Source organism: uncultured Phycicoccus sp. (assembly GCF_947495705.1).
In the GTDB taxonomy this organism is placed as follows: Bacteria; Actinomycetota; Actinomycetes; order Actinomycetales; family Dermatophilaceae; genus Phycicoccus.
This window is the reverse complement of sequence record NZ_CANLZR010000006.1, coordinates 182,720-204,817: the sequence shown is the minus strand read 5'-3', so window position 1 is coordinate 204,817 and position 22,098 is coordinate 182,720. Positions and strand designations below refer to the sequence as shown.

The 22,098-nt window shown below is 74.6% G+C and carries 19 protein-coding genes; 13 read left to right on the top strand and 6 right to left on the bottom strand.

The features are described from left to right. Position 1: 1 nt before the first annotated feature. The 8 genes from steA (at position 2) to Q0963_RS10830 (ending at position 8,634) form a co-directional block, all read left to right on the top strand. The gene (gene steA, locus Q0963_RS10865) at positions 2-1,177 is read left to right on the top strand and encodes a putative cytokinetic ring protein SteA (RefSeq protein ID WP_299445590.1); all 1,176 of its coding nucleotides are present in this window, start codon (positions 2-4) and stop codon (positions 1,175-1,177) included. Next, positions 1,174-2,130: a copper transporter gene (locus Q0963_RS10860; protein ID WP_299445589.1), complete on the top strand. Its 957-nt coding sequence runs from the start codon at positions 1,174-1,176 to the stop codon at positions 2,128-2,130. Before steA ends, Q0963_RS10860 begins: the two co-directional genes overlap by 4 nt. Beyond that, positions 2,127-2,942, top strand: coding sequence for a hypothetical protein (locus Q0963_RS10855; RefSeq protein WP_299445587.1), 816 nt, complete (start codon positions 2,127-2,129; stop codon positions 2,940-2,942). The genes Q0963_RS10860 and Q0963_RS10855 overlap by 4 nt, the downstream gene beginning before the upstream one ends. Then, on the top strand, positions 2,939-4,570 hold the full coding sequence (murJ, locus tag Q0963_RS10850) for a murein biosynthesis integral membrane protein MurJ (RefSeq protein ID WP_299445585.1): 1,632 nt from the start codon (positions 2,939-2,941) through the stop codon (positions 4,568-4,570). Before Q0963_RS10855 ends, murJ begins: the two co-directional genes overlap by 4 nt. Continuing rightward, entirely contained in the window at positions 4,567-5,646 is a 1,080-nt protein-coding gene (locus Q0963_RS10845) for a glycosyltransferase family 4 protein (RefSeq protein ID WP_299445584.1), read from the top strand. Before murJ ends, Q0963_RS10845 begins: the two co-directional genes overlap by 4 nt. A 76-nt stretch (positions 5,647-5,722) precedes the next feature. Further along, positions 5,723-7,435 carry a CTP synthase gene (locus Q0963_RS10840; RefSeq protein WP_299445583.1) on the top strand — a complete coding sequence of 571 codons (1,713 nt, stop codon included), beginning with the start codon at positions 5,723-5,725 and terminating at the stop codon, positions 7,433-7,435. Next, positions 7,428-8,069 (top strand): NUDIX hydrolase, encoded by a 642-nt coding sequence (locus Q0963_RS10835; RefSeq protein WP_299445581.1) that lies wholly within the window; start codon positions 7,428-7,430, stop codon positions 8,067-8,069. Before Q0963_RS10840 ends, Q0963_RS10835 begins: the two co-directional genes overlap by 8 nt. Positions 8,070-8,109: 40 nt before the next feature. After that, entirely contained in the window at positions 8,110-8,634 is a 525-nt protein-coding gene (locus Q0963_RS10830) for a YchJ family protein (RefSeq protein ID WP_367180054.1), read from the top strand. Here the strand turns inward: Q0963_RS10830 and Q0963_RS10825 are convergent. Then, positions 8,621-10,207, bottom strand: coding sequence for a hypothetical protein (locus Q0963_RS10825; RefSeq protein WP_299445579.1), 1,587 nt, complete (start codon positions 10,205-10,207; stop codon positions 8,621-8,623). The genes Q0963_RS10830 and Q0963_RS10825 overlap by 14 nt on opposite strands. 118 nt (positions 10,208-10,325) lie before the next feature. Here Q0963_RS10825 and Q0963_RS10820 point away from each other — a divergent pair, with 118 nt between their 5' ends. Next, positions 10,326-11,048: a VOC family protein gene (locus Q0963_RS10820; protein WP_299445577.1), complete on the top strand. Its 723-nt coding sequence runs from the start codon at positions 10,326-10,328 to the stop codon at positions 11,046-11,048. Positions 11,049-11,067: 19 nt separating this feature from the next. Here the strand turns inward: Q0963_RS10820 and Q0963_RS10815 are convergent, their stop codons facing one another. Beyond that, complete coding sequence (locus Q0963_RS10815; RefSeq protein WP_299445576.1) at positions 11,068-12,591, bottom strand: hypothetical protein; 1,524 nt, start codon at positions 12,589-12,591, stop codon at positions 11,068-11,070. Further along, entirely contained in the window at positions 12,588-13,523 is a 936-nt protein-coding gene (locus Q0963_RS10810) for a hypothetical protein (RefSeq protein ID WP_299445575.1), read from the bottom strand. Before Q0963_RS10810 ends, Q0963_RS10815 begins: the two co-directional genes overlap by 4 nt. A 187-nt stretch (positions 13,524-13,710) precedes the next feature. On the opposite strand from Q0963_RS10810, the gene aspS reads away from it, so the two are divergent. Together aspS and Q0963_RS10800 are read left to right on the top strand one after the other, a co-directional pair. Then, positions 13,711-15,531, top strand: a complete 1,821-nt coding sequence (gene aspS, locus Q0963_RS10805) for an aspartate--tRNA ligase (protein WP_299445573.1) — start codon at positions 13,711-13,713, stop codon at positions 15,529-15,531. Positions 15,532-15,640: 109 nt separating this feature from the next. Continuing rightward, positions 15,641-16,108 (top strand): hypothetical protein, encoded by a 468-nt coding sequence (locus tag Q0963_RS10800; RefSeq protein WP_299445571.1) that lies wholly within the window; start codon positions 15,641-15,643, stop codon positions 16,106-16,108. A 4-nt stretch (positions 16,109-16,112) separates the two neighbouring features. Here Q0963_RS10800 and Q0963_RS10795 read toward each other — a convergent pair whose 3' ends face one another. From Q0963_RS10795 to Q0963_RS10785, 3 genes are all read right to left on the bottom strand, one after another. Next, positions 16,113-16,937, bottom strand: a complete 825-nt coding sequence (locus Q0963_RS10795) for an alpha/beta fold hydrolase (RefSeq protein WP_299445569.1) — start codon at positions 16,935-16,937, stop codon at positions 16,113-16,115. 94 nt (positions 16,938-17,031) lie between these two features. Beyond that, positions 17,032-17,826: a GNAT family N-acetyltransferase gene (locus tag Q0963_RS10790; RefSeq protein ID WP_299445567.1), complete on the bottom strand. Its 795-nt coding sequence runs from the start codon at positions 17,824-17,826 to the stop codon at positions 17,032-17,034. Next, positions 17,823-20,027 carry an MMPL family transporter gene (locus tag Q0963_RS10785; RefSeq protein ID WP_299445565.1) on the bottom strand — a complete coding sequence of 735 codons (2,205 nt, stop codon included), beginning with the start codon at positions 20,025-20,027 and terminating at the stop codon, positions 17,823-17,825. The genes Q0963_RS10790 and Q0963_RS10785 overlap by 4 nt, the downstream gene beginning before the upstream one ends. Positions 20,028-20,299: 272 nt before the next feature. Here Q0963_RS10785 and Q0963_RS10780 point away from each other — a divergent pair, with 272 nt between their 5' ends. Next, positions 20,300-21,643: a replication-associated recombination protein A gene (locus tag Q0963_RS10780; protein ID WP_299445607.1), complete on the top strand. Its 1,344-nt coding sequence runs from the start codon at positions 20,300-20,302 to the stop codon at positions 21,641-21,643. A 278-nt stretch (positions 21,644-21,921) separates the two neighbouring features. Then, positions 21,922-21,996, top strand: a complete 75-nt coding sequence (locus Q0963_RS16560; protein ID WP_367180055.1) for a TraR/DksA C4-type zinc finger protein — start codon at positions 21,922-21,924, stop codon at positions 21,994-21,996. Positions 21,997-22,098 lie beyond the last annotated feature (102 nt).

Below are 22,098 nucleotides of genomic sequence, written 5' to 3'. Positions count from 1 at the left end.
GATGTCCATCCGCCTGCTCTCCCGCCGGGACCGCGACCCCTCCGACGGGTCGGGTCCTGCCCGGGTCGACCGACGGACGAAGAACCTCACCAAGCGCCTGAAGCCCGGCGACATCGCCATCATCGACCACGAGGACATCGACCGGGTCAGCGCCGAGGCCCTCGTCGCCTGCCGCCCCGCGGCCGTCGTCAACGCCGCCGCGTCGATCTCGGGCCGCTACCCCAACCTCGGCCCCGAGATCATCGTCTCCGCGGGAGTGCCCCTCCTGGACCGGGCCGGCCCGGACGTCATGCACATCAAGGAGGGGGCGCCGCTGCGGCTCGTCGACGGGCGGCTCCTGCACGGCGACGAGCCGGTCGGTGACGGCACCCTGCTCGAGCCCGAGGCGGTGCAGGAGGCGATGACCATCGCCCGGGCCGGGCTGTCCGCCGAGATCGAGGCGTTCGCCGCGAACACGATGGACTACCTGCGCAAGGAGCGCGAGCTGCTCTTCGACGGCGTCGGGGTCCCGGACATCACCACCGACCTCGACGGCCGGCACGTCCTCATCGTCGTCCGTGGGTACCACTACAAGGAGGATCTGGAGATCCTCCGGTCCTACATCCGCGAGTACAAGCCGATCCTCATCGGCGTCGACGGCGGGGCCGACGCGCTCATCGACGCCCGGCACACCCCCGACCTCATCGTCGGTGACATGGACTCGGTGTCCGACAAGGCGCTGCGCAGCGGCGCCGAGATCGTCGTCCACGCGTACCGGGACGGTCGGGCGCCCGGGCTCGAGCGCGTCCGCGACCTCGGCGTGGAGCCCGTCGTGTTCCCGGCCACCGGCACCAGCGAGGACGTCGCGATGCTCCTCGCCGACGACAAGGGCGCCAGCCTCATCGTCGCCGTCGGCACCCACGTCACGCTCGTCGAGTTCCTCGACAAGGGCCGCTCCGGCATGGCCAGCACCTTCCTCACCCGCCTGCGCGTCGGAGGCAAGCTCGTCGACGCCAAGGGCGTGAGCCGCCTCTACCGCACCCGCATCTCGTCCTTCAGCGTCGTCCTCATGCTCCTCGTCGGCATCCTCGCCCTCGGGGCCGCGCTGTGGTCGACCGACGGAGGACGGGCGATGCTCGAGATCTTCGCCGCCCGCCTCGACGACCTGTGGGCCCTCGCCCGAGGAGTGTTCCCGTGATCGACTTCCGCTACCACATCGTCTCGATCGTCTCGATCTTCCTGGCGCTCGCCGTCGGCATCGTCCTCGGCGCCGGCCCGCTGCAGAACGAGATCGGCTCGACCCTGCAGAGCGAGATCTCCGGGCTCCGCGACGACAAGGCGCAGCTCAACACCGACCTCGAGCTCAGCCGGGCCGAGATCGAGCGGCAGGACTCCTATCTCGCCGCGGTCTCGACGCGGGTCCTCGCGGGCGCGCTCGAGGGGCGCACGGTCGCGGTCGTCGTCCTGCCCGGTGCGGACGCCGCCGTCGGCGAGGCCGTCGTCGAGGCCATCGGAGCCGCAGACGGCCGGGTCGCGTCGACGACCTCGGTGACCTCGGACTGGGTGAGCACCGACGAGGACATCGCAGCCGCGCGGGACCGCACCGTCACCGAGGTCGCCACCCAGACCGGCACCGACACCGGTGAGGCCGGCCTCACTCCGCGCGACGCCCTGCTGGCTAGCCTGCTCACCCGCTCCGCGCCCGCCGGTGACAGCGGCCCGGACGACACGACCGCTCGCACCGGTCTCGACACGCTCGCGGAGGCGGGCCTGATCTCCCTGGACGCCGACGACTTCACCCGGGCCGAGCTCGTGGTCGTCGTCGCGGGAGTGACCGCCGACGGTGACGAGGCCGCCAACGCCGAGTCCGCCGGCCGGTGGGTGGACCTCACGATGGCCCTGAACGCCCCGTCGCGCGGTGCGGTCCTGGCCGCCGACGTCGACACCGAGACCGAGGGCGTGTCGGTCCTCGCGACGCTGCGGGAGGAGGCCGGTGCCGACGCGAGCGTCTCGAGCGTCGACGACGCGGCGGGTCCGGTGGGCATCGCCAGCGTCGTCTTCGCGCTCCGGGAGCAGGACGGCGGCTCCTCCGGCCACTACGGGCTCGCGCCGGGGGCCGACGCCCCGTACGCCCCGGTCCCGGGGTCGTGAGCGCGGCGCGGGTGCTGGCCGCCGGCGTCGTCGGCGCGCTCGGCTCTGCGGTGGCGCACCGCGTGCTCGTCGGCCGCGTCCGGTCCCCCCGCTGGACACGGACGAACCACGCCGGGGCGCCCGTGACGCTGCTCGAGGGCCCCTCCTGGGTGGCCGGGGGTGCCCTCGGAGCCGCCGCGGGCGGGATCCCGGGCGTCGTCGCCGTCCTCGGGTCGGGCGGGTTCGGAGCGCTCGACGACCTCGCCGGGGACGGGTCGTCCAAGGGCCTGCGCGGGCATCTGGGGGCTGCAGCGCGCGGCGAGGTCACGACGGGCGCGGTGAAGGTCGTCGGTCTCGGTGTCACCGGGCTGGTCGTCGCCGCGCTCGCCGACCGGGCCCGGCCGGAGCTGACCGTGCTCGACACCCTCGCCGGGGGCGCGGTCGTCGCCGGCGCGGCCAACCTGGCCAACCTCCTCGACCTGCGGCCGGGCCGAGCCCTCAAGGCGACGGCCCTGGCCGCGCTTCCCCTGCTCCTCACGCGCGGCGAGCCGGGGGTCCGGGCCCGTCCCGCCGCGGCCGCCGCCGTGGGAGCCTCGCTCGGGGTCGCCGCCGAGGACCTCGCCGGCCGGGCGATGCTCGGCGACACCGGCGCCAACGCCGCGGGGGCCCTCATCGGCACCGCCCTGATCGAGCGGTCGGGCCGGTGGGGCCGGCTCGGAGCGCTGGCTGTCCTCACCGGGCTCACCCTCGCCTCCGAGAAGGTCAGCTTCACCGCCGTCATCGAGTCCACCCCGGTCCTGCGCGAGATCGACGCGTGGGGACGCCCGCGGTGACGCGCCGACGGGCCGCGCTGGGCATCGCCGGCGCGGCGGGGCTCATCGCGCTCATCACCCTGCTGGCCCGGGCCGCCGGCGTCGCGCGGATCTTCGTGTTCGCGGATGCGGTGCGCACCGGTGGCGTCGGGAACATCTACCAGACCGTCAACGCCCTTCCCAACGTCGTCTTCGAGGTCGCGGCCGGCGGGACGCTCGCGGCGGTCGCGGTCCCGCTCATCGCCCAGCGCCTCGGCGCCGGGGAGCCGGACCGGGCGGACCGGCTCGCGTCGGTCCTGCTGACCTGGACCGTCGCCGTCCTCGTCCCGCTCGGTGTCGCGTTGTGGCTCGTCGCCGGCCCGGTCGTCGGCTGGCTCGTGGCCGAGCGCGACCCGCAGTCGCTCGAGGTCGGCCGCACCCTGCTGCGGATCTTCGCCGTCCAGGTGCCCCTCTACGGGGTGGGGATCGTCCTCACCGGGCTCCTCCACGCGCATCGGCGGTTCCTCACCGCGGCCGTCGCCCCGCTGCTCTCCTCGGTGGTCGTCCTCACGAGCTACCTCTGGTACGGCTCGATCGTCGACGGCGAGACGGCCCCGTCGCGGGTCTCGGACGAGGCGCTCGCCGTCCTGGGCTGGGGCACCACGCTCGGGGTCGTGGTCCTCTCGCTCCCGCTCGTCGTCCCCGCGCTGCGCACCGGCTGGCGCTGGCGTCCCGCCTTCCGCCTCGACCCGGACGACCGTCGCCGGATCGGCCAGCTCGCCGGTGCCGGGGTGCTGGCGCTCGTCGCCCAGCAGGGCAGCGTGCTCGTCACGGCCTGGCTCGCGCAGCACTCCAGCGACGGCGGGGTCTTCTCGACCTACGTCTACGTCCAGGCGGTCTACGTCCTGCCGTACGCGGTGCTGGCCGTCCCGATCGCGCAGAGCACCTTCCCGGCCATCGCCCGCGGCGCCGCCGGGGGCGCCGACGTCGCGCCGACCCTCGGCCGGTCGCTGCGGGCCGTCGTCGTCCTCACCGGGATCGCCGCAGGGGTGCTCATGGCCGCCGCCCCGGCCATCGGCGGGTTCTTCGGGATCCTGGACGCCCGCCGGGGCGCCGAGGGGGCGAGCCCGGAGGCCATCGCGGCGCTCCCGGGGGCGCTCCTGGCCTACGCCCCCGGGCTCGTCGGCTTCGGCCTCGTCGCCCTGCTGACGCGGGCGCTGTACGTCCGGGGGCGCCCCCTGGACGCGGCCGTCGCGACCGCCTTCGGATGGGTCGTCGCGGCCGTCCCGCCGCTCGTGCTCGTCGGCGGGGGAGCGTCGGCGGCCGTCGTGCTGCGCACCCTCGGGGTGTCCTCGAGCGTCGGGATGACCCTGGCGGGGGTCGCGCTCGTCGTGCTCGTCCGCCGGGCCTGGGGAGCGGAGGTCACGCGGGGCATCGGGCGTACCACCGGAGCCGTCGTCGTCGCGCTCGCCCTCGCGGTGGCCGTCGGCGACGTCGTGTCGAGGGGCCGTACCTACGACGGCCTGCTCGAGGCGGTGCTCGTCGGGCTCGCCGCCGGGGCAGCGGCACTGCTCACGGGAGCGCTCGCGGTGTTCTACGGTGACCGGACCATGATGGGCGAGATCCGCGACCGGGGGCGGGCGCGACGACGGCGAGGAGACGCGACGTGAGAGTGCTGTTGGTCCTGGGGACGAGCGCCGGCGGTGTCGGCAGGCACGTCCAAGGGCTCGCCGGGCTGCTCGCCGGCGCCGGCCATCACGTGCTCGTCGCCTGCCCGGCCGCCGTCGCCGCGGCCTTCGACCTCGACGAGCACGCGACCGTCGTCCCCGTCGAGCTCAGCGACCGGCCCCATCCACTGCGCGACGCCCTGGCCGTCCGCGACCTCGCCGCCCTCACCCGGGGCGCCGACGTCGTCCACGCGCACGGGCTGCGCGCCGGGGGGATCGCGGTGCTCGCGACGACGCGGAGCCGGACGCCGCTGGTCACGACGCTGCACAACGCCGCACCCTCGGGTGCCGTCACGGGGTCGGTGTACGCCGCCCTCGAGCGGGTCGTGGCGCGCGGCAGCGACCTCGTCCTCGGGGTGTCCGCCGACCTCGTCACCCGGATGGACCGGCTCGGAGCGCGCCGCACGGGACCCGCCGTCGTGCCCGCACCACCGGGGCGGCTGCCCTCGGCCGACCGGTACGCGGTCCACGCCGGGCTGGGGCTCGACGCCCGGACATCGCTCGGGGTCGTCCTGGCGCGGCTCGCGCCGCAGAAGGGGCTGGACCTGCTCCTCGACGCCCACCGCGACCTCGTCGACCTCGACCTGGTCACCGTGGTCGCCGGGGACGGCCCGATGCGGGAGCACCTCCAGCACCGGATCGACACCGAGGCCCTGCCGGTGCGGCTCCTCGGCCGCCGTGCGGACATCCCGGACCTGCTCGCCGCCGCCGACGTCGTCATCTCGAGCGCGATCTGGGAGGGACAGCCGGTGGGCCTCCAGGAGGCGCTGCACGCGGGCGCCGCCATCGTCGCCACCGACGTCGGGGGGACGGCGGCCGTCGTCGGCGACGCCGCGGTGCTCGTCCCCGGCGGCGACGCCGTCTCGTTGTCGCGGGCGATCCGAGACGTCGTGTGCCACGGGGGAGTCCGCGACAACCTGCGCTCCAAGGCGGTCGAGCGGGCGGGTGAGCTGCCGACGGACGCCGATGCGCTCGCGGCTGCCGTGGCCGCCTACGCCCTCGTCGGGGCCCGGGACTGAGCCCGGCCCAGCCCGCCGGTCCCGCCCGGTGCGTCGCCGCACGAGTCGTCCGCCCGATGACGTATCGTTGAAGCCCGTGGTGCTCCAGACGAAACAGATCTTCGTGACCGGAGGCGTCGCCTCTTCGCTCGGCAAGGGGCTCACGGCCTCGAGCCTCGGCCACCTGTTGCGGGCCCGTGGCCTGCGGGTGACGATGCAGAAGCTCGACCCCTATCTCAACGTCGACCCCGGGACGATGAACCCGTTCCAGCACGGGGAGGTCTTCGTCACCGACGACGGCGCCGAGACCGACCTCGACATCGGGCACTACGAGCGCTTCCTCGACGTCAACCTGCAGGGCAGCGCCAACGTGACGACCGGGCAGGTCTACAACCGGGTCATCACACGGGAGCGGCGCGGGGAGTACCTCGGCGACACCGTCCAGGTGATCCCGCACATCACCAACGAGCTCAAGGAGCGGATGCGCGCCCAGGCGGCGGGCTCCCCGGGCGTCGCGGACCGGGACGCCCCGGACGTCATCATCACCGAGATCGGCGGCACGGTCGGCGACATCGAGTCGCTGCCGTTCCTCGAGGCCGCCCGCCAGGTGCGTCACGACCTGGGCCGCGACAGCGTCTTCTTCCTGCACGTCTCGCTCGTCCCGTACCTCGCCCCGAGCGGGGAGCTGAAGACCAAGCCCACCCAGCACTCCGTCGCCGCCCTGCGCCAGGTCGGTATCCAGCCGGACGCGCTCGTGCTGCGCGCCGACCGCGAGATCCCCGAGTCGATCAAGCGCAAGATCAGCCTGATGTGCGACGTCGACAACGAGGCCGTCGCGGCCGCCGTCGACGCGCCGAGCATCTACGACATCCCCAAGGTGCTGCACCGCGAGGGTCTGGACGCCTACGTCGTGCGCCGGCTGGGTCTGGTGTTCCGCGACGTCGACTGGACCGAGTGGGACACCCTCCTGGACCGGGTGCACCGCCCCGAGCACCAGGTCGAGGTGGCGCTCGTCGGCAAGTACATCGACCTGCCGGACGCGTACCTGTCGATCACCGAGGCGCTGCGTGCCGGTGGCTTCCACCACGACGCGAAGGTGCACATCCGGTGGGTCGCCTCGGACGAGTGCGAGACGGACGCCGGAGCCCAGCGGGCCCTCGGCGGCGCCGACGCGGTGCTGGTCCCGGGCGGTTTCGGCATCCGGGGCATCGAGGGCAAGGTCGGTGCGCTGCGCTGGGCCCGCGAACGCCAGGTCCCCACCCTGGGGATCTGCCTGGGCCTGCAGTGCATGGTCATCGAGTACGCCCGGACCGTCGGCGGCATCGAGGAGGCGAGCTCGACCGAGTTCGACCCCGACACCGTCGCCCCGGTCATCGCGACCATGGAGGAGCAGAAGGCCTTCGTCGAGGGTGCGGGTGACCTCGGCGGCACGATGCGGCTCGGGAGCCAGCGGGCCCGGCTCCTGCCGGGGTCCGTCGTCGCCGAGGCGTACGGGTCGACGACGGCCGACGAGCGCCACCGCCACCGGTACGAGGTCAACGAGAGCTACCGCGAGCAGCTGCAGGCCGCAGGGCTCGTCATCAGCGGCACCCACCCCGACCTCGGGCTCGTCGAGTTCGTCGAGCTGCCGAAGGACGTGCACCCCTACTACGTCGCCACCCAGGCCCACCCCGAGTTCAAGTCCCGTCCGACCCGGGCCCACCCCCTGTTCGCCGGGCTCATCGGGGCCGCGATCGAGCAGCAGCGCGCTGCCCGGCTCGTCGAGGTCGAGCGTCCGCGCACCGCGGAGCCGGCCGACGCCCGTGTCTGAGCCGCTGCGCGACCGGCTCGAGCGACGCCCCGTCCTGGACTCCACGCTGGCCTTCCGGGGGCGGGTGTGGGACGTGCGCAGCGAACGGGTCGACCTCGGGGCCGCCGGGGTCGTGACCCGGGACTTCGTCGACCACACCGGCGCCGTCGCGGTCCTCGCACTCGACGCGGACGACCGCGCGGTCGTCATCCAGCAGTACCGGCATCCCGTCGGTGCCTTCGACTGGGAGATCCCGGCCGGGCTGCTGGACGTCGACGGCGAGGCGCCCGAGGTCACCGCGGCCCGCGAGCTGCACGAGGAGGCGGACCTCACCGCCGGCCGGTGGGCCACGCTGGTCGACCACTGGTCCTCACCCGGGGGCTCGAGCGAGGGCCTGCGCATCTACCTGGCGCGCGACCTCGCGCCGGTCCCGGCAACCGAGCGGCACGAACGGTCGGGCGAGGAGCTGGGCATGCCGCAGCGACGGGTCCCACTCGACGACCTCGTCGACGGCGTGCTCGGCGGGCGGCTGCACAGCCCCACCCTCGTCATCGCCGTGCTCGCCGCGCACACCATGCGCGCCCGCGGGTGGGCCGGGCTGCGGCCCGTCGACGCGCCCTGGCCGGAGCGCAGCCCCGGTCGACGCCCGCGCTGACCCAGGTGTGAGACCCGCCCCGAGTGGGTACCGGGGACCCGTGACGATCACGCGGACGTGGGACGATGGCCCGGTGGGCGAGATATTCGGCACGACCAAGGGGTCGGCCGCCTGGCTCAAGGCGTCCGGTGCCGCCGCGGACGCGGTGGACCCCCGGTCTCCGTGTCCGTGCGGCGGCACGACGGCGGGCGCGGCCATCGGCGAGTGCTGCGGGCCGGTCATCGAGGGCGAGCGCCGCCCCGCGACCGCCGAGGAGCTGATGCGCTCGCGCTACACCGCCTACGCGCTCGCCGACGGCGAGCACCTCTACCGCACCTGGCATCCGCGCACGCGACCCCCGAGCGTCGAGCCCGAGCCCTGGGTCCGGTGGGTGCGGCTCGAGGTCGTCGACGTCGTCGACGGCGGGCCGCACGACAGCACGGGCGTGGTGGAGTTCCGGGCCTCGTGGGTCGCGGGGGAGGGGCGCACCCTCCAGCGGGGGGAGCTGCACGAGCGGAGCCGGTTCGAGCGGCGGGCCGGGCGGTGGCTCTACACGGGGCCGGACACCGCCGTCACTGGTAGCTGACGAAGAAGGGGGTCGGCTTCACCTGCGCCACGGTCTGGGCAGGGGTGAGCATCGGCAGGTCCTCGTCCTCGAAGTTCTTCCAGCCCAGGAAGACCCCCTCGGGCAGGTCCTGGCGCAGCGCGTCCCAGGTCGAGCGCTTCGCGCCCTGCCCGCCCTGGCCGTCGGCGTGCACGAGCCACTGCACCTCGTCGAGTCCGGTGTCGAGGTCCGCCCGGCCGCGGATCATCGACGTCCGGAACTGGTGCAGCGTGAGCACCTTCGGCGGCAGGTCGTGCTCCCGCACGAGCCCGGCCAGCCAGCGCCCGACCCGGTTCACCTCGTCGACGTCGACGTGGCCGATCCGCTGCAGCGGCTTCTCGTCCGGCCCCAGCCGCCACTCGGGGTCCAGGGCCAGGCCGACGTGCGGCTCCCGGAGCAGCGACTCGTAGGCCTTCGCCTGCTCGAGGAAGTCCGAGCGGCCCGGTTGGAGGTCGAGAACCACGTAGACCCCCGCCTTCTTCGCGGTCTGCACCCAGGGCCGCAGGACGTTCAGGGGGGTCCGGTTCGAGTACATCCCGTCGGCGCCGGCCGAGGCGGCGGCCACCGTCGCGATGAGCTCGAACGCCGGGACGACGGGGTCCCCGGTGAGCTGCTCGTACTCCTGCGCGTACGCACGCGCGCGGCGCACCGAGGCATCGCGCCCCTGCTCGCCGAGCATCCCGAGGTCCTTGGTCTGCGGGTGGCCGTAGAGCGCCACCATGCGGCGGGCCGGGAAAGGCAGGTACCCACCGCCGGGGACCTCCGGCGCCCGGCGCACGGTGCGCACCCGTTGGCCGAAGTGGTCGCCGAGCCCGCCGATGCCGACGACGAGGGCGTCGGGGGCGGCCCGCAGAGGCTTCCAGACCGTGCTGTCGGTGCGGGGGTCCGCGCCGCCCATCCGGTGCCGGCGCGCCGCGCACAGGGTGAGCAGCGCCGCGACCGCCGGCGGGACGTCGGTGTCGTCGGCGAGCAGGGCCAGGACCTCGCCCGTGGGCCCGTCGGCGGGCAGCCCCTCGACCTCGGGCACCCCGGTCCGGGGGGCGTCCACGACCTCACGGTCGCCGAAATCGGACGGGAGCGGCGACGGGCTCGCCGAGCGGCTCGAGGTGCTGCTCGGGGTCGCACCGTCCGTGGCGGGCTCGGTCGCGCCGGCGACCCGGACGACGGTGCGCACCCCGAGGCGGTCGAGCTCGTCGGACAGGCCGGGACCGGCGACGAGGTGGGGAAGGCCGAGGGCGGTGGCGGTGTCGGCACCGGCCCGGACGTCACCGTCGGCAGCGCCGCTGACGACGACCGCGGTGGCGCGGGCGAGGAGCGCGCTGCTCGCCGCGACCGACGGCTCGGCGGCCGGGTCGAGAGCGACAACTCGGCCATCGTCGAAGAGCGCGACCTCGTGCCGGACTGGTGCCCGGGGCGCGGTGGACCCGGGACCCCGGGTGCGGTCCGGCCCGGACGCGTCCTCGGTGCACCCGGCGACGGCGCCCGCCGCTGCCAGCCCGAAGGCGGCACCGGCAGCGCCGCGCAGGGCGGTCCGCCGCGGGAACATGCTGGTCAACGAGCCCTCCTGGGGTGACGCGGTCCCTCCTACCGTCGCACGTCCGGGGCGGTGTCGGCGACCTGCGGCCCCGGCTCGGTGCGTGTCGGAGTGGGCCGCTCGGTGGTAGGACGGTGCCGTGTACCTGGAGAACATCGCCGTCGACGCCGCCGACCCGGAGCGCCTCGGTCGGTTCTGGGCGCTGCTGCTCGGCGCCTCGGCCATCACCGACACCCCGGACCTCGTCGAGGCCCGGCTGACGGTCGAGGGAGGCCCGGTCCTGGACCTGTGCTTCCCGCGGGTCGCGGACCCCGTGCTGCCCGAGCCCCGGTTGCATCTGGACCTGGCCGGCGGTGACCGCCAGGCCGAGGTGGTCGAGCAGGCCCTCGCCCTCGGCGCGCGGCCTCTCGACATCGGGCAGGGCGAGGTCCCGTGGGTGGTGCTCGCGGACCCCGAGGGCAACCCGTTCTGCGTTATGGAGCACCGGGACAGCTACCGGGGCACCGGCCCCGTCGCCGCGCTCCCGCTCGAGAGCGCGGACCCGGCAGCGGACCGGCGCTTCTGGCGAGCCGTGACGGGCTGGGTCGACGACGACTCCGGGTTCACCCCGGCGCTGCGGCATCCCTCCGGGCGCGGACCGGTCCTCGAGCTGTGCCCCGAGCGGCGGCCGGCGGCGGCGGCGGTGAAGAACCGGCTCCACCTCGATGTCCGGCTCGACCCGGGGGAGGACGCCGACGATGCCGTCGCCCGGGCCGTCGCGCTGGGCGGGGTCGAGGTCGACCCCGGCTGGGGTCCACTGCCGTGGCGGGTCCTGCACGACCCGTCGGGGAACGTGCTGTGCATCCTCCCGGCCAGTTCGTGACCGGATTCGGCGCTGGTGGTCAGCGGCCGGTCAGCCGCCGCCAGCGAGACCGCGACCCGGCACTCTCGCCGTCCTCCTCGTCGACGGGCTCGGGGGGCAGCGGGAGGTCGTCGGGGTTCCGCGCGGGATGGCGCACGACCCGGGCGAGGTCGACCGCACCGTCCACGCGGGCGAGAGCCGCGTCGTCGACCTCCCACAGCGTCGGCTCGAGGTGCACCTGCACGCCGTCGGTCCCGACGAGGTGGCGCCCGCCGTCGGCGAAGCTCTCCAGAACGGCGACGTCGTCGTACAGCACGGTCGACACCGCGTCCGCCGTGGTGACGCTCACCCCCCGGTCGCCGACGACGAGGCGCTCGTGGTGCCCGTCCCGGCCGGTCAGCGCGACACCGTCGACGACCTCGCCCGACCCGAGGTGCGCGGCGTGCCACCCGGCCCAGCCCAGCCCGACCTCGGGCACCTGGGCGATCGCGCTCCGGTGGAACGCCTCCGCCACGCGCTGGACATCGGCGGCCGTCACGGCCCGGTACTCGGCGGCCAGGCGGTGCGGCTCGGGGAAGGTGAGGCCGAGCAGCGAGCTGACCGCCCGGGGGACGATGGTGTCGACGTCCTCGGACTGCTCGTCGACGGCGGTCGCGGCGGCGCTCGTGATCTCGGTGAGCTCGTCGGCGGACACCGCACCCCAGCGGAGCCGCGCCAGGGTGTCGACGACCCCACCGATGACGGCCCCCCGCTGCTCGGGCAGGCAGTCGGCCGTCACGGCGATCACCGCGGAGGCCGGGTCCCGGACCGTGTACGTGGCGCCCGCCGAGTACGAGACGGCGTCGCGCTCGCGCAGGTCGTGGTGCAGGGCGCCGTTCAGCACGTCGGCGAAGATGGCGGCCGCCGGTGAGGGCGGGACGACGGCGGTGACGTGGACGAGGTCGGAGCCGTCGACCACGGACCAGGCCGGGGTGTTGGCCCGCGGCTTGCTCGCGGCGGGCACGGGCTGGCGGGAGCCCTCCGGGAGGGTGAGCTGGAGGTTCTCGGGCATCCGGTCCCCGGTGAACCAGAGCATCGCGTTCCCGGTGGTGAAGGCCTCGCCGACCCAGACCTGGACGAGCCCGGGTCCGATCTCGGGCAGGCCGACCTCGGGGAAGGCCGCGAGCCCGTGGTCGTGCGCGCCGTACCGCAGGAGAGCGGCGACCCGTCCTGCGCCGTCGGGTCCCCGCTCCTCGGCGCGCAGGGCCTCCTTCGTGACCTCGAGGCGCCCGACCGGGGGGTCGCGCAGGGCCTCGCACAGGCCGTTGAGCATCCGCGCGACCTGCTCGGGCGAGCCGCCCCGGGTGTGCACGTGGGTGTAGGTCGCCGTGACCTCGGAGTGGCGGTGGACGTCGCCGACGAGGTCGTGCAGCACGAGGTGCTGCACGAGATGGGTGAGCCCCCGGACGGCGAGGTTCTCGTCGGCCCACCCCACCCGGAACAGGATCCCGCCGCTGTACACGCCGTCGGTCCGCTCGGCGAACAGCGCCGGGATGCCGTCGACCTCGACCCGGGTGAGCGTCATCGGCGACGGCCTTCCGCCAGCACCGAGGAGCGCATGGTCTGCAGGTCCTCCTGGTAGCGCGCCGCGGCGGCCCACGGCCCCTCGGCCAGGGCCGGCCCGAGCGCCGAGAAGTGCTGCCCGGCACGGACCCGGCGACCCGCCACCCCGAGGAGGACGGCGATCTCGGTGTGCGGCTGCACCCACGCGTACGTCGAGGGCGGCGGAACCGCCAGGAGGCGGTCCGAGGCCTCCTCGAGCTCGGCGAGAACCCCCGGCTGGACCAGGTAGTCGTTCTGCGCGCCGCCGTCCTCGGCGAGCCAGCGGTCGAGATGCGCGGTGACGACGAGCGCCCCCTCGACACTCCCCTCCGCGGCGGTGGCCGACACCTCGCGCGCGAAGCCGAACGCGGCCTCCCAGGACCCACCCCACCGGGGCTGCAGGGAGCGCAGGATCTGCCGCTGCGCGGGGGCGTGGTGCGGGTCGACGGCCGCCAGCCGGCGGTAGCGGCGTCGTGACTCGCTCCAGCCCAGGCCGAGACCGCGGGCGGTGACGAGCCGGAGATACCACGCGTACCGGTCGGTGGGGTCCTCGGCGCAGAGCCGGATGAGGGTCTGCTCGGCGCGGGCGAGGCCGGCGGCCGAGTCCGCCCGGGTGGAGGCGGCGGGGTCGGCGGCGCTCCCGGCCGAGAGGATCGTCCGATGCGCGTCCAGGGTGCGTGCCAGGCGGTCGTCGGCGTGGGCGCGGAGGTGGGCGGCGAGATCGTCGTCGATGCCCTCGGACTCGGCCACGAGCTCGGTGACGGTGATGGCGTCCTCGGCGAGGCCGGTGGCCCGGGCCCGCACCTCCGCGAGGGCGCCGGGCAGGTCGCCGCCCTGGGCACGCGCCCGGATCGTCATGAGGTCTGGGAAGACCTCCGCCAGGTCCGTCTGGACCGGCGGCATGCTGGCCGACATGGTGCGAAGCCTAGGGCGCCGGAGCCTCCCGCGCTGGACCTATCGGGTGTTTCGGCGCGGCCGTGGACAAACTCGGTGCCGGAGGCGCCGCAGCGGTCCGTAGGATGGGACGCCGACCGGTGGCCGGCAGGACCCGTCCCCGCACCGGACCCCGTACCGCATGTCGTCGAGACGAAGGACCTTCACCGTGCTCCGCACCCACGAGGCCGGCACCCTGCGTGCCGGCCACACCGGCCAGACCGTCACCCTCACCGGTTGGGTGGCGAAGCGGCGCGATCACGGCGGGGTGGCGTTCGTCGACCTGCGGGACGCCAGCGGCGTCGTCCAGGTCGTGGCCCGGGACGAGGTGCTCACCGGCGCGGCCCACGACCTGCGCAGCGAGTACGTCGTCCGGGTCGTCGGCGAGGTGACCGCACGCGAGCAGCGCAACGTCAACCCCGACCTGCCGACCGGCGAGGTCGAGGTGGTCGCCTCCCAGATCGAGGTGCTCAACGCGAGCGCACCGCTGCCGTTCCAGGTGGACGAGCGGGTCACGGTCGGCGAGGAGGCGCGCCTCAAGCACCGCTACCTGGACCTGCGCCGTCCCGGGACCCGCTCGGCGGGGCACGCCCTCCGGCTGCGGAGCAAGGTCAACGCCGCCGCCCGCCGCGTGCTCGACGCCCGGGACTTCGTCGAGATCGAGACCCCGACCCTCACCCGGTCCACGCCCGAAGGCGCGCGCGACTTCCTCGTGCCCGCCCGGCTGGCTCCCGGCAGCTGGTACGCCCTGCCGCAGAGCCCGCAGCTGTTCAAGCAGCTGCTCATGGTCTCGGGGATGGAGCGGTACTACCAGATCGCCCGCTGCTACCGCGACGAGGACTTCCGCGCCGACCGGCAGCCCGAGTTCACCCAGCTCGACATCGAGATGTCCTTCGTCGAGCAGGACGACGTCCTCGAGCTCGGCGAAGCGGTCGTCAAGGAGATCTGGCAGCTCATCGGCGTCGACCTCGACGTCCCCTTCGAGCGGATGACGTACGCCGACGCGATGCGCCGCTTCGGGTCCGACAAGCCGGACCTCCGTTTCGGCCAGGAGCTCGTCGAGTGCACCGAGTTCTTCGCCGACACCTCCTTCCGCGTCTTCCAGGCCGAGTACGTCGGTGCCGTCGTCATGCCCGGCGGCGCGAGCCAGCCGCGCAAGCAGCTCGACGCCTGGCAGGAGTGGGCCAAGCAGCGCGGCGCCCGGGGCCTGGCCTACGTCCTCGTCCAGGAGGACGGGTCGCTCGGCGGTCCGGTCGCCAAGAACCTCTCGGAGACCGAGACCGCGGGGCTGGCGGCCCACGTCGGCGCCCAGCCCGGTGACTGCGTGTTCTTCGCGGCAGGCGGCACGAAGTCGTCGCGGGCGCTCCTCGGGGCCGCGCGCCTCGAGATCGGGCGGCGTTGCGGGCTCATCGCAGAGGACGCGTGGCGCTTCCTCTGGGTGCTGGACGCCCCGCTCTTCGAGCCCACGTCCGACGCCGTCGCGGCGGGTGACGTGGCGGTCGGCGGGGGAGCGTGGACGGCCGTCCACCATGCCTTCACCTCGCCCAAGGCCGAGTTCATGGACACCTTCGACACCGACCCGGGGCCGGCGCTCGCGTACGCCTACGACCTGGTCCTCAACGGCAACGAGCTGGGCGGCGGCTCCATCCGTATCCACCGGCGCGACGTCCAGGAGCGGGTCTTCCGGGTCATGGGCCTGTCGCCGGAGGAGGCGCAGGAGAAGTTCGGCTTCCTCCTGGACGCCTTCCAGTTCGGCGCCCCGCCGCACGGTGGCATCGCCTTCGGCTGGGACCGCATCGTCATGCTCCTCGGCGGCTTCGACAGCATCCGCGACGTCATCGCCTTCCCGAAGTCCGGCGGCGGCTACGACCCCCTGACCGACGCCCCGGCGCCCATCACGCCGGAGCAGCGCAAGGAGGCAGGCATCGACTCCCGACCCGCGGCGCCGGAGGCGGCCGCCGCGACCGGGTCCGGCGCGCTGCCCGCGTGAGGGCCGGCCGTAGCGGGATCGCAGCGGGGTCGCAGCGTCGGCACCGAGGCTGGTCGTCACCTCGGGGCATCCCGCCCCGAGGCCTGACGATCCTCCGAGGAGCCCCCTGATGACCCTGCGTTCCACCCTCACCGTCGCCGCGTCCGCCGTCGCCCTCGCCGGCTCGGTGGTCATGGCCCCGGCCGCCAGCGCCGAACCACTGGTCCAGAACGGCTGCGCGACGATGGCCAACGGCGTCGAGCGCTGCGTCATGTTCTTCTACGGACCCGGCGGCGGCGGCATGGGTGCCAAGGCGTCCATCAGCGACACCGCGGCCGGAGGGGACTTCGACGTCAAGGTCACCGACGTCAGGCTCCAGACCTGGTCCGGCGGGCAGTGGTCCCTGTACCTGCAGGAGGACGACTTCGACGGGTGGCACGCTGACTCCGACGTCGCGAAGACCGAGACCCGCAACACCTGTGCCTTCCCGCAGACCCGGCTTCGGGTCCGGGCCACGTTCGCCTGGCGAGGGAGCGACGGGGTCGTCCACTTCAAGGACCTCGTGACGGACGGGACCGCCCGCGCGATGGAGTGCTGAGGCGTCAGCGCCGCAGGAAGTCGAGCAGGACCCGGGTGAACTCCTCCTTGTGCGAGACCGTGATCCCGTGCGGACCCTGCTCCACGACGTGGAGCTCGGCCCCGGGGACCTGCTCGGCGGTGCGCTGACCCGACACCTCGAGGGGGACGATGGCGTCGGAGTCGCCGTGGATGACCAGCGTCGGGACGCTCGTCGCGCGCAGCCCGGCGGTGAAGTCCTCGACCCACGACCGGATGCACTGCACGGCAGCGTGGTTGTCGGCCTGGTGCGCCAGCGTCAGGGCCTCCTGCCGCTCCTCCTCGGTGACCTTGAGCTCGCCGTCGGCCGAGAAGAAGTTCGTGAGGAACCCGTCGAGGAAGCCGGCCGGGTCCTGTGCCAGAGGGGCCTGCATGCCCTCGACCGTCGCGTCGTCGAGGGCGCCGTCGGGGTGGGCGTCGTCCTTCTTCAGGCACGGCGGGATGGCCGCGGCGTAGACGACGCTGTGGAGCCGCTCCTCACCGACGTTCTGGATGTACCGGGCGACCTCGCCACCGCCCATCGAGAACCCGACGAGGCTGGCATCGGTGAGGTCGAGCTCGCGCATCAGGGCGTCGAGGTCGCCGGTCAGGGTGTCGTAGTCGTAGGAGGAGGACTCGCCGGGCTTGGCGGACTGCCCGAACCCGCGGCGGTCGTAGGTGACGACGCGGAAGCCGGCGTCCGTGAGCGCCGGGACCTGGTGGCGCCACGACGCGCCGCTGAGCGGCCAGCCGTGGATGAGGACGACGGGCCGGCCGGAGCCGCCGTGGTCCTCGTAGTGGATCTCGACCGGGCCGGTGCTCAGGGTTGCCATGACGTACCTCCGTCGTTGGGGGCTTGACCTCCTCACCATAGGGACGCCGCGGGCGATGTGCAGCCGGCAGGCGTGGGGAAGCGCGACTCGTGCCTCACCCCGAGGTGAGCGAGGGCAGCGCGCCCTCGCGCCACCGGCTGCGCCACTCGACCGCCGTCGTGAACCCGAGGCGTTGGTACAGCCGCCGAGCGCCGTCGTTGTCGGAGAACATCCCGAGCGCACAGGCTCCCGTACGCGCCACGGCGTCCCGGGTCAGCTCGGCGGTGACGGCCGCGCCCAGCCCCTGCCCCCGGAGTCCGGGCACGACCGCGATCCCGGCGAGCGTCGGGGTGCCTGCGGTCGACGGCTCGCTCACCCCGCAGGCGACGAGCCGTCCGGTGTCGTCGTGGACCCCGACCCACCGCTGTCCCGGTCGGGCGAACGGCTGCCCGTGGGTGCGGGGGCTCGCCGCCGTGAGGAGGGCGACGAGCTCGTCGCGCGCCGACGCCGCCAGCCGGGTCACCCGGTCCTCGCCGGCGACCCGGGGCGGCGCCGCACGGGTGTACATCCACTCCCAGTCGCCGCCCACCGACCCGACGGGCAGGTGCCGCTCGACGACGTCGTCGACCCCGCGCGGACGGCCGAGGTGGCGGAACGCTCCGCGGTCGAACCAGTGGCGGACCCGGGGGTCGGCGACGAGCGCCTCGACCGCCGCGGCGTCCCCGAGCACCGACGCACCGAGGATCCCGTGGTCGCTGCGGCGGGCGAACGCCACGGCGCGCCCACCGCACCCCTCGGCGCCCCAGGCCGGGGGCGGCAGTCCGCGCCCGACGTCGAGGAGGACCACCGGATGGTGCCCGGAGGCCTCGAGGAGGTCCTCGTAGGAGTCGAGGCGGCGGACGGTGCTCACTCCGTGATCCCGAAACGCTCGTGGAGGCGGCGCAGCGGCGCGGGCGCCCACCAGTTGGCACGGCCGAGGACGGCCATCGTCGCGGGGACGAGCAGCATCCGCACGAGCGTGGCGTCGATCGCGATGGCGAGCACGAGCGCGACCCCCACCTGCTTCATGATCAGGAGGTCGCCGGCGGCGAAGCCCGAGAAGACGATGACCATGAGCAGGGCGGCCGAGGTGATGATCCGTCCCGAGCGCTGGAGCCCGAGCACGACCGCGTCGCGGGTGCTGCGGCCCTGCGCGTGCAGCTCGACGATCCGCGACAGCAGGAAGACCTCGTAGTCCATCGACAGCCCGAACCCGAACGCGACGACGAGGACCGGGACGGTGTTCTCGACCCCGCCCGCCGAGGTGAAGCGCAGCAGGGACTCCAGGTGGCCCTCCTGGAAGATCCACACGGTGAGGCCGAGGCTCGCGCCCAGAGAGAGGACGTTCATGACGAGGGCCTTGACCGGGACGACGACCGACCCGGTCATGAGGAAGAGCAGGACGAGGGTGGCGAGGACGACTGCGGCCACGGCCATCGGGGCGCTGTCGGCGACCGCCTGCCGGAAGTCCAGGATGCCGGAGGCCTGCCCGACCACCCAGGACTCGAAGGGCGGCCGGTCGGCGCGGAGGGAGTCGACCAGGGCCCGCGAGGCCGCGCCCGAGCCGCTGTCCCCGGTCTGGAACGGCACCGTGACGACCCCGCCCTCGAGCTCGCCGACCGGGTCGACCGCGGTGACCCCCGGCCGGTCGGCCGCGGACCCGGCCCACTCCCGGACCTCGGCCACCGGGGCCTTCGCGACGACGAGGACCTGGGCACCGGCGAGCGTCGGGTACCCGGCCCGGAGCTCCTCGAAGAACGTCCGTTCCGGGGTCCCCTTCGGCAGCAGCTCCGCGCCGGACGCCGTCAGCTGCATGCCGCCGACCGGTGCCGCGAGCAGGACGAGCAGCCCGGAGACGACGCCGATGACGAGCCACGGGACGCGGTAGACGCGCTCCGCCAGGCGCGAGAAGACCCCCGTGTCGGCGCCGACCTCGGTGCTGCCGCGCACCAGCCGCCGGGCCCCGAGGACACACAGCGCCGGCACCAGCGACAGGGCCACGGCGAGCGCCACGACGACGACGGACACCCCGGCGAGCGACACGGCCCGGATGAAGGCGATGTCGAGGAAGAGCAGCCCCGCGAGGGAGATCGCGACCGTCACCGCCGAGAAGACCACGGTCCTCCCGGCGCGGTCGAGGGTGCGGCCGGCGGCGTCGACGATCTCGGCGGTGGTGGCATCGGCGGCCGGGCGTCCCGCGAGGGCGGCCCGCATCTCCTCGCGGAAGCGGCTGACGACGAGCAGCCCGTAGTCGATACACAGCCCGAGGGCCAGGACGGTGACGACGTTGACCGCCGACGCGTCGAGGTCGAGGAGGTAGGAGAAGCCGAGGAGCGAGGCCAGCGCGCCGGCGATGGAGGCGACCGCCCCAAGGACCGGGAAGCCGGCCGCGAGGAAGCCTCCGAAGACGACGACCATGACGGCGAAGCTCACCGGCAGCGCGATGCCCTCACCCCGCTGGCCGTCGACCTTGACCTGGCGCACGATCCGGTCGACGAGCTCGCGCAGCCCGCCCCGCTCCGAGGACGAGGCGCCGGTGTCCTCGACGAGGCGGTCGAAGACCTCGTCGACCTCGGCCGCGGCGGCGTCCTCCTGCTCGCTGTCGACGCCGGGGTCGAAGGTGACGACGGTGGCGAAGCCGCCGGCCTCTGGGTCGCCGTCGAGGACGAGCGTCCCGGCCTCCGGGGTCGTGGCGCCGCCCGGGACCACGAACGGGGAGACCGCCGACTCCACGCCGTCGACGGCGAGCAGGTCACGCACCGCGGTCGCAGCGGCCCGCGCGACCTCCGCGTCGGTGAGGTCGACCCCCTCGACGAGCAGCGTGTGGGTGCTGAAGCCGCTGCTTCCGGCGGCGTCGAGGACGTCGCGGCCCTGCTGATTCTCACCGTCGACGACGATCTCGCCGGTGTCGATCCGGTCGAAGAGACTCTGGGTGCCCAGGCCACCGAGCGCGACGCCGAGGCCCGCCACGACGAAGAGCAGCCAGCCGACGAGGGCGGAGCGCGCGTGCGCGGCGACGAACCGACCCCAGCGCTCCAGCGCCGGCCTGCCGTGTCCCGCACGCCTCGTCATGGGGCACAGAATCCCACGGGGTCCACGGCGGTCCGCCGCGGAGCCCGGGCCGCGCCCCGCCCCGCCGCTTTCTCGGGTGACCCGGGAAACCTGCACGTCACCCGGGAACGGTTCCTGGGGGAGGTGCGGCGTTCTCGGGTCACCCGATAATCCGTGGCGCGGTGGGGGGCGTCGGCGGTGGTCGTTAGCCTGCGGGGGTGAGCCAGGACGGGACCGACCTCTTCGGCGCCGCCGCGCAGGGTCGTGCCGGTGACGCCGGCCCCGCGGCGACCATGGCGCCGCTCGCGGTCCGGATGCGGCCGCGCTCGCTCGACGAGGTCCGCGGGCAGGGCGCCGTCCTGCGCCCGGGCAGCCCGCTCCGCCGCCTCATCGAGGGCGGCGGGGGAGCGGCGGGCCCCCTGTCGGCGATCCTGTGGGGGCCGCCCGGCACCGGCAAGACCACCCTGGCGCACCTCGTCGCCACCGCCTCGGACCGCGAGTTCGTCGAGCTGTCCGCGGTCACCGCCGGGGTCAAGGACGTGCGCACCGTCATGGACGGCGCGGCGCGCACCCGTGACCTATACGGCCGTCAGACCGTGCTGTTCCTCGACGAGATCCACCGGTTCACCAAGGCCCAGCAGGACGCCCTGCTGCCCGGGGTCGAGAACCGGCTCGTCGTCCTCGTCGCGGCGACCACCGAGAACCCGTCGTTCTCGGTCATCGCCCCCCTGCTGTCCCGCTCGATGCTCGTCACCCTCGTCCCGCTCACCGACGACGAGGTCGCCGACGTGCTGAGCCAGGCCGTGGGCGACGAGCGCGGGCTCGCCGGTGCGTACGCGCTGGCGGACGACGCCCGCGACCACCTGGTGCGGCTGGCCGGCGGCGACGCCCGGCGCTCGCTGACGTTCCTCGAGGCCGCGGCCGGGGTGGCCGAAGACTCCCTGGCCCCCGGCGCCGAGCGGCCCGAGGTCCTCGAGGTCACCCTGACGCACACCGAGCAGGCGGTGGCGCACGCCGCGGTCCGCTACGACCGCACCGGCGACCAGCACTACGACGTCGCGTCGGCGCTCATCAAGTCGATGCGCGGCTCGGACGTCGACGCGGCCCTGCACTACCTGGCGCGGATGCTCGAGGCGGGGGAGGACCCCCGGTTCGTCGCCCGGCGGATCGTCATCGCCGCCTCCGAGGACGTGGGGATGGCCGACCCCACGGCGCTCCAGACCGCGGTCGCCGCGATGCACGCCGTCGCCCAGATCGGCATGCCCGAGGCGCGGATCATCCTCGCCCAGGCGGTCGTGCACAACGCGCTGGCCCCGAAGTCCAACGCCGCCTACGCGGGCATCAACGCGGCGATCGCCGACGTCCGGGCGGGCAAGGGCGGGCCCGTGCCGCTGCACCTGCGCGGGAGCGGCTACGGGGGTGCCGCCCGCATCGCCGAGGCGTCGGCGGCGGCCGCGGGGCGGGGCCGGGCCCCCTCGTACGTCTACGCCCACGACGAGCCCGACGGCGTCGCCACCCAGCAGTACCTGCCCGACGACCTCGCGGCCGGCACCGACTACTACCGCCCCACCGACCGTGGCTTCGAGGCGCGGCTGCAGGAGCGCTGGCGCTGGCTCCGGGAGCGCCTCGGCCGCTGACCCGTCCCGCGGGTGGCTCGCGACGCCTAGGGTGAGGTGATGGACATCGACGCGACGCTCGCCGAGCAGGAGGACCGGCTGGTCGGCGAGCTCGCCACGCTGACCACCCCGCCCGAGGAGATGGGGAGCATCTCGTTCGGGAAGCGCATCGGCGAGGGGACGTCGATGGCGGTCGACCGGCTCGCCGCGGTCGCGGTCCAGGAGCAGCTGCTCGACACCCTGGCCCAGGTGCGGGCCGCCCGGCCAAGGTCGCCGAGGGCACGTACGGGCTGTGCGAGGTGTGCGGCGAGGCGATCCCGCCCGGCCGGCTCGAGGCGCGGCCGTGGGCCGTCCGGTGCGTCCGGCACGCCTGACCGGGGCGCCGGCCGTCGGGGCGTTGCCGGTCGCTGCGTGACCCGCGGAACAGGGGGCTGACGCCCGCCCGACCCGGTGCCACGATGGGGCTGGAGGTGGTC

Bases quoted from the DNA above. Each gene is read 5' to 3' on its own strand.
- Q0963_RS10785 (WP_299445565.1), bottom strand. From the start codon at position 20,027: ATGACGAGGCGTGCGGGACACGGCAGGCCGGCGCTGGAGCGCTGGGGT.
- Q0963_RS10780 (WP_299445607.1), top strand. From the start codon at position 20,300: ATGGCGCCGCTCGCGGTCCGGATGCGGCCGCGCTCGCTCGACGAGGTC.
- steA (WP_299445590.1), top strand. From the start codon at position 2: ATGTCCATCCGCCTGCTCTCCCGCCGGGACCGCGACCCCTCCGACGGG.
- Q0963_RS10800 (WP_299445571.1), top strand. From the start codon at position 15,641: ATGACCCTGCGTTCCACCCTCACCGTCGCCGCGTCCGCCGTCGCCCTC.
- Q0963_RS10795 (WP_299445569.1), bottom strand. From the start codon at position 16,937: ATGGCAACCCTGAGCACCGGCCCGGTCGAGATCCACTACGAGGACCAC.
- Q0963_RS10815 (WP_299445576.1), bottom strand. From the start codon at position 12,591: ATGACGCTCACCCGGGTCGAGGTCGACGGCATCCCGGCGCTGTTCGCC.
- Q0963_RS10810 (WP_299445575.1), bottom strand. From the start codon at position 13,523: ATGTCGGCCAGCATGCCGCCGGTCCAGACGGACCTGGCGGAGGTCTTC.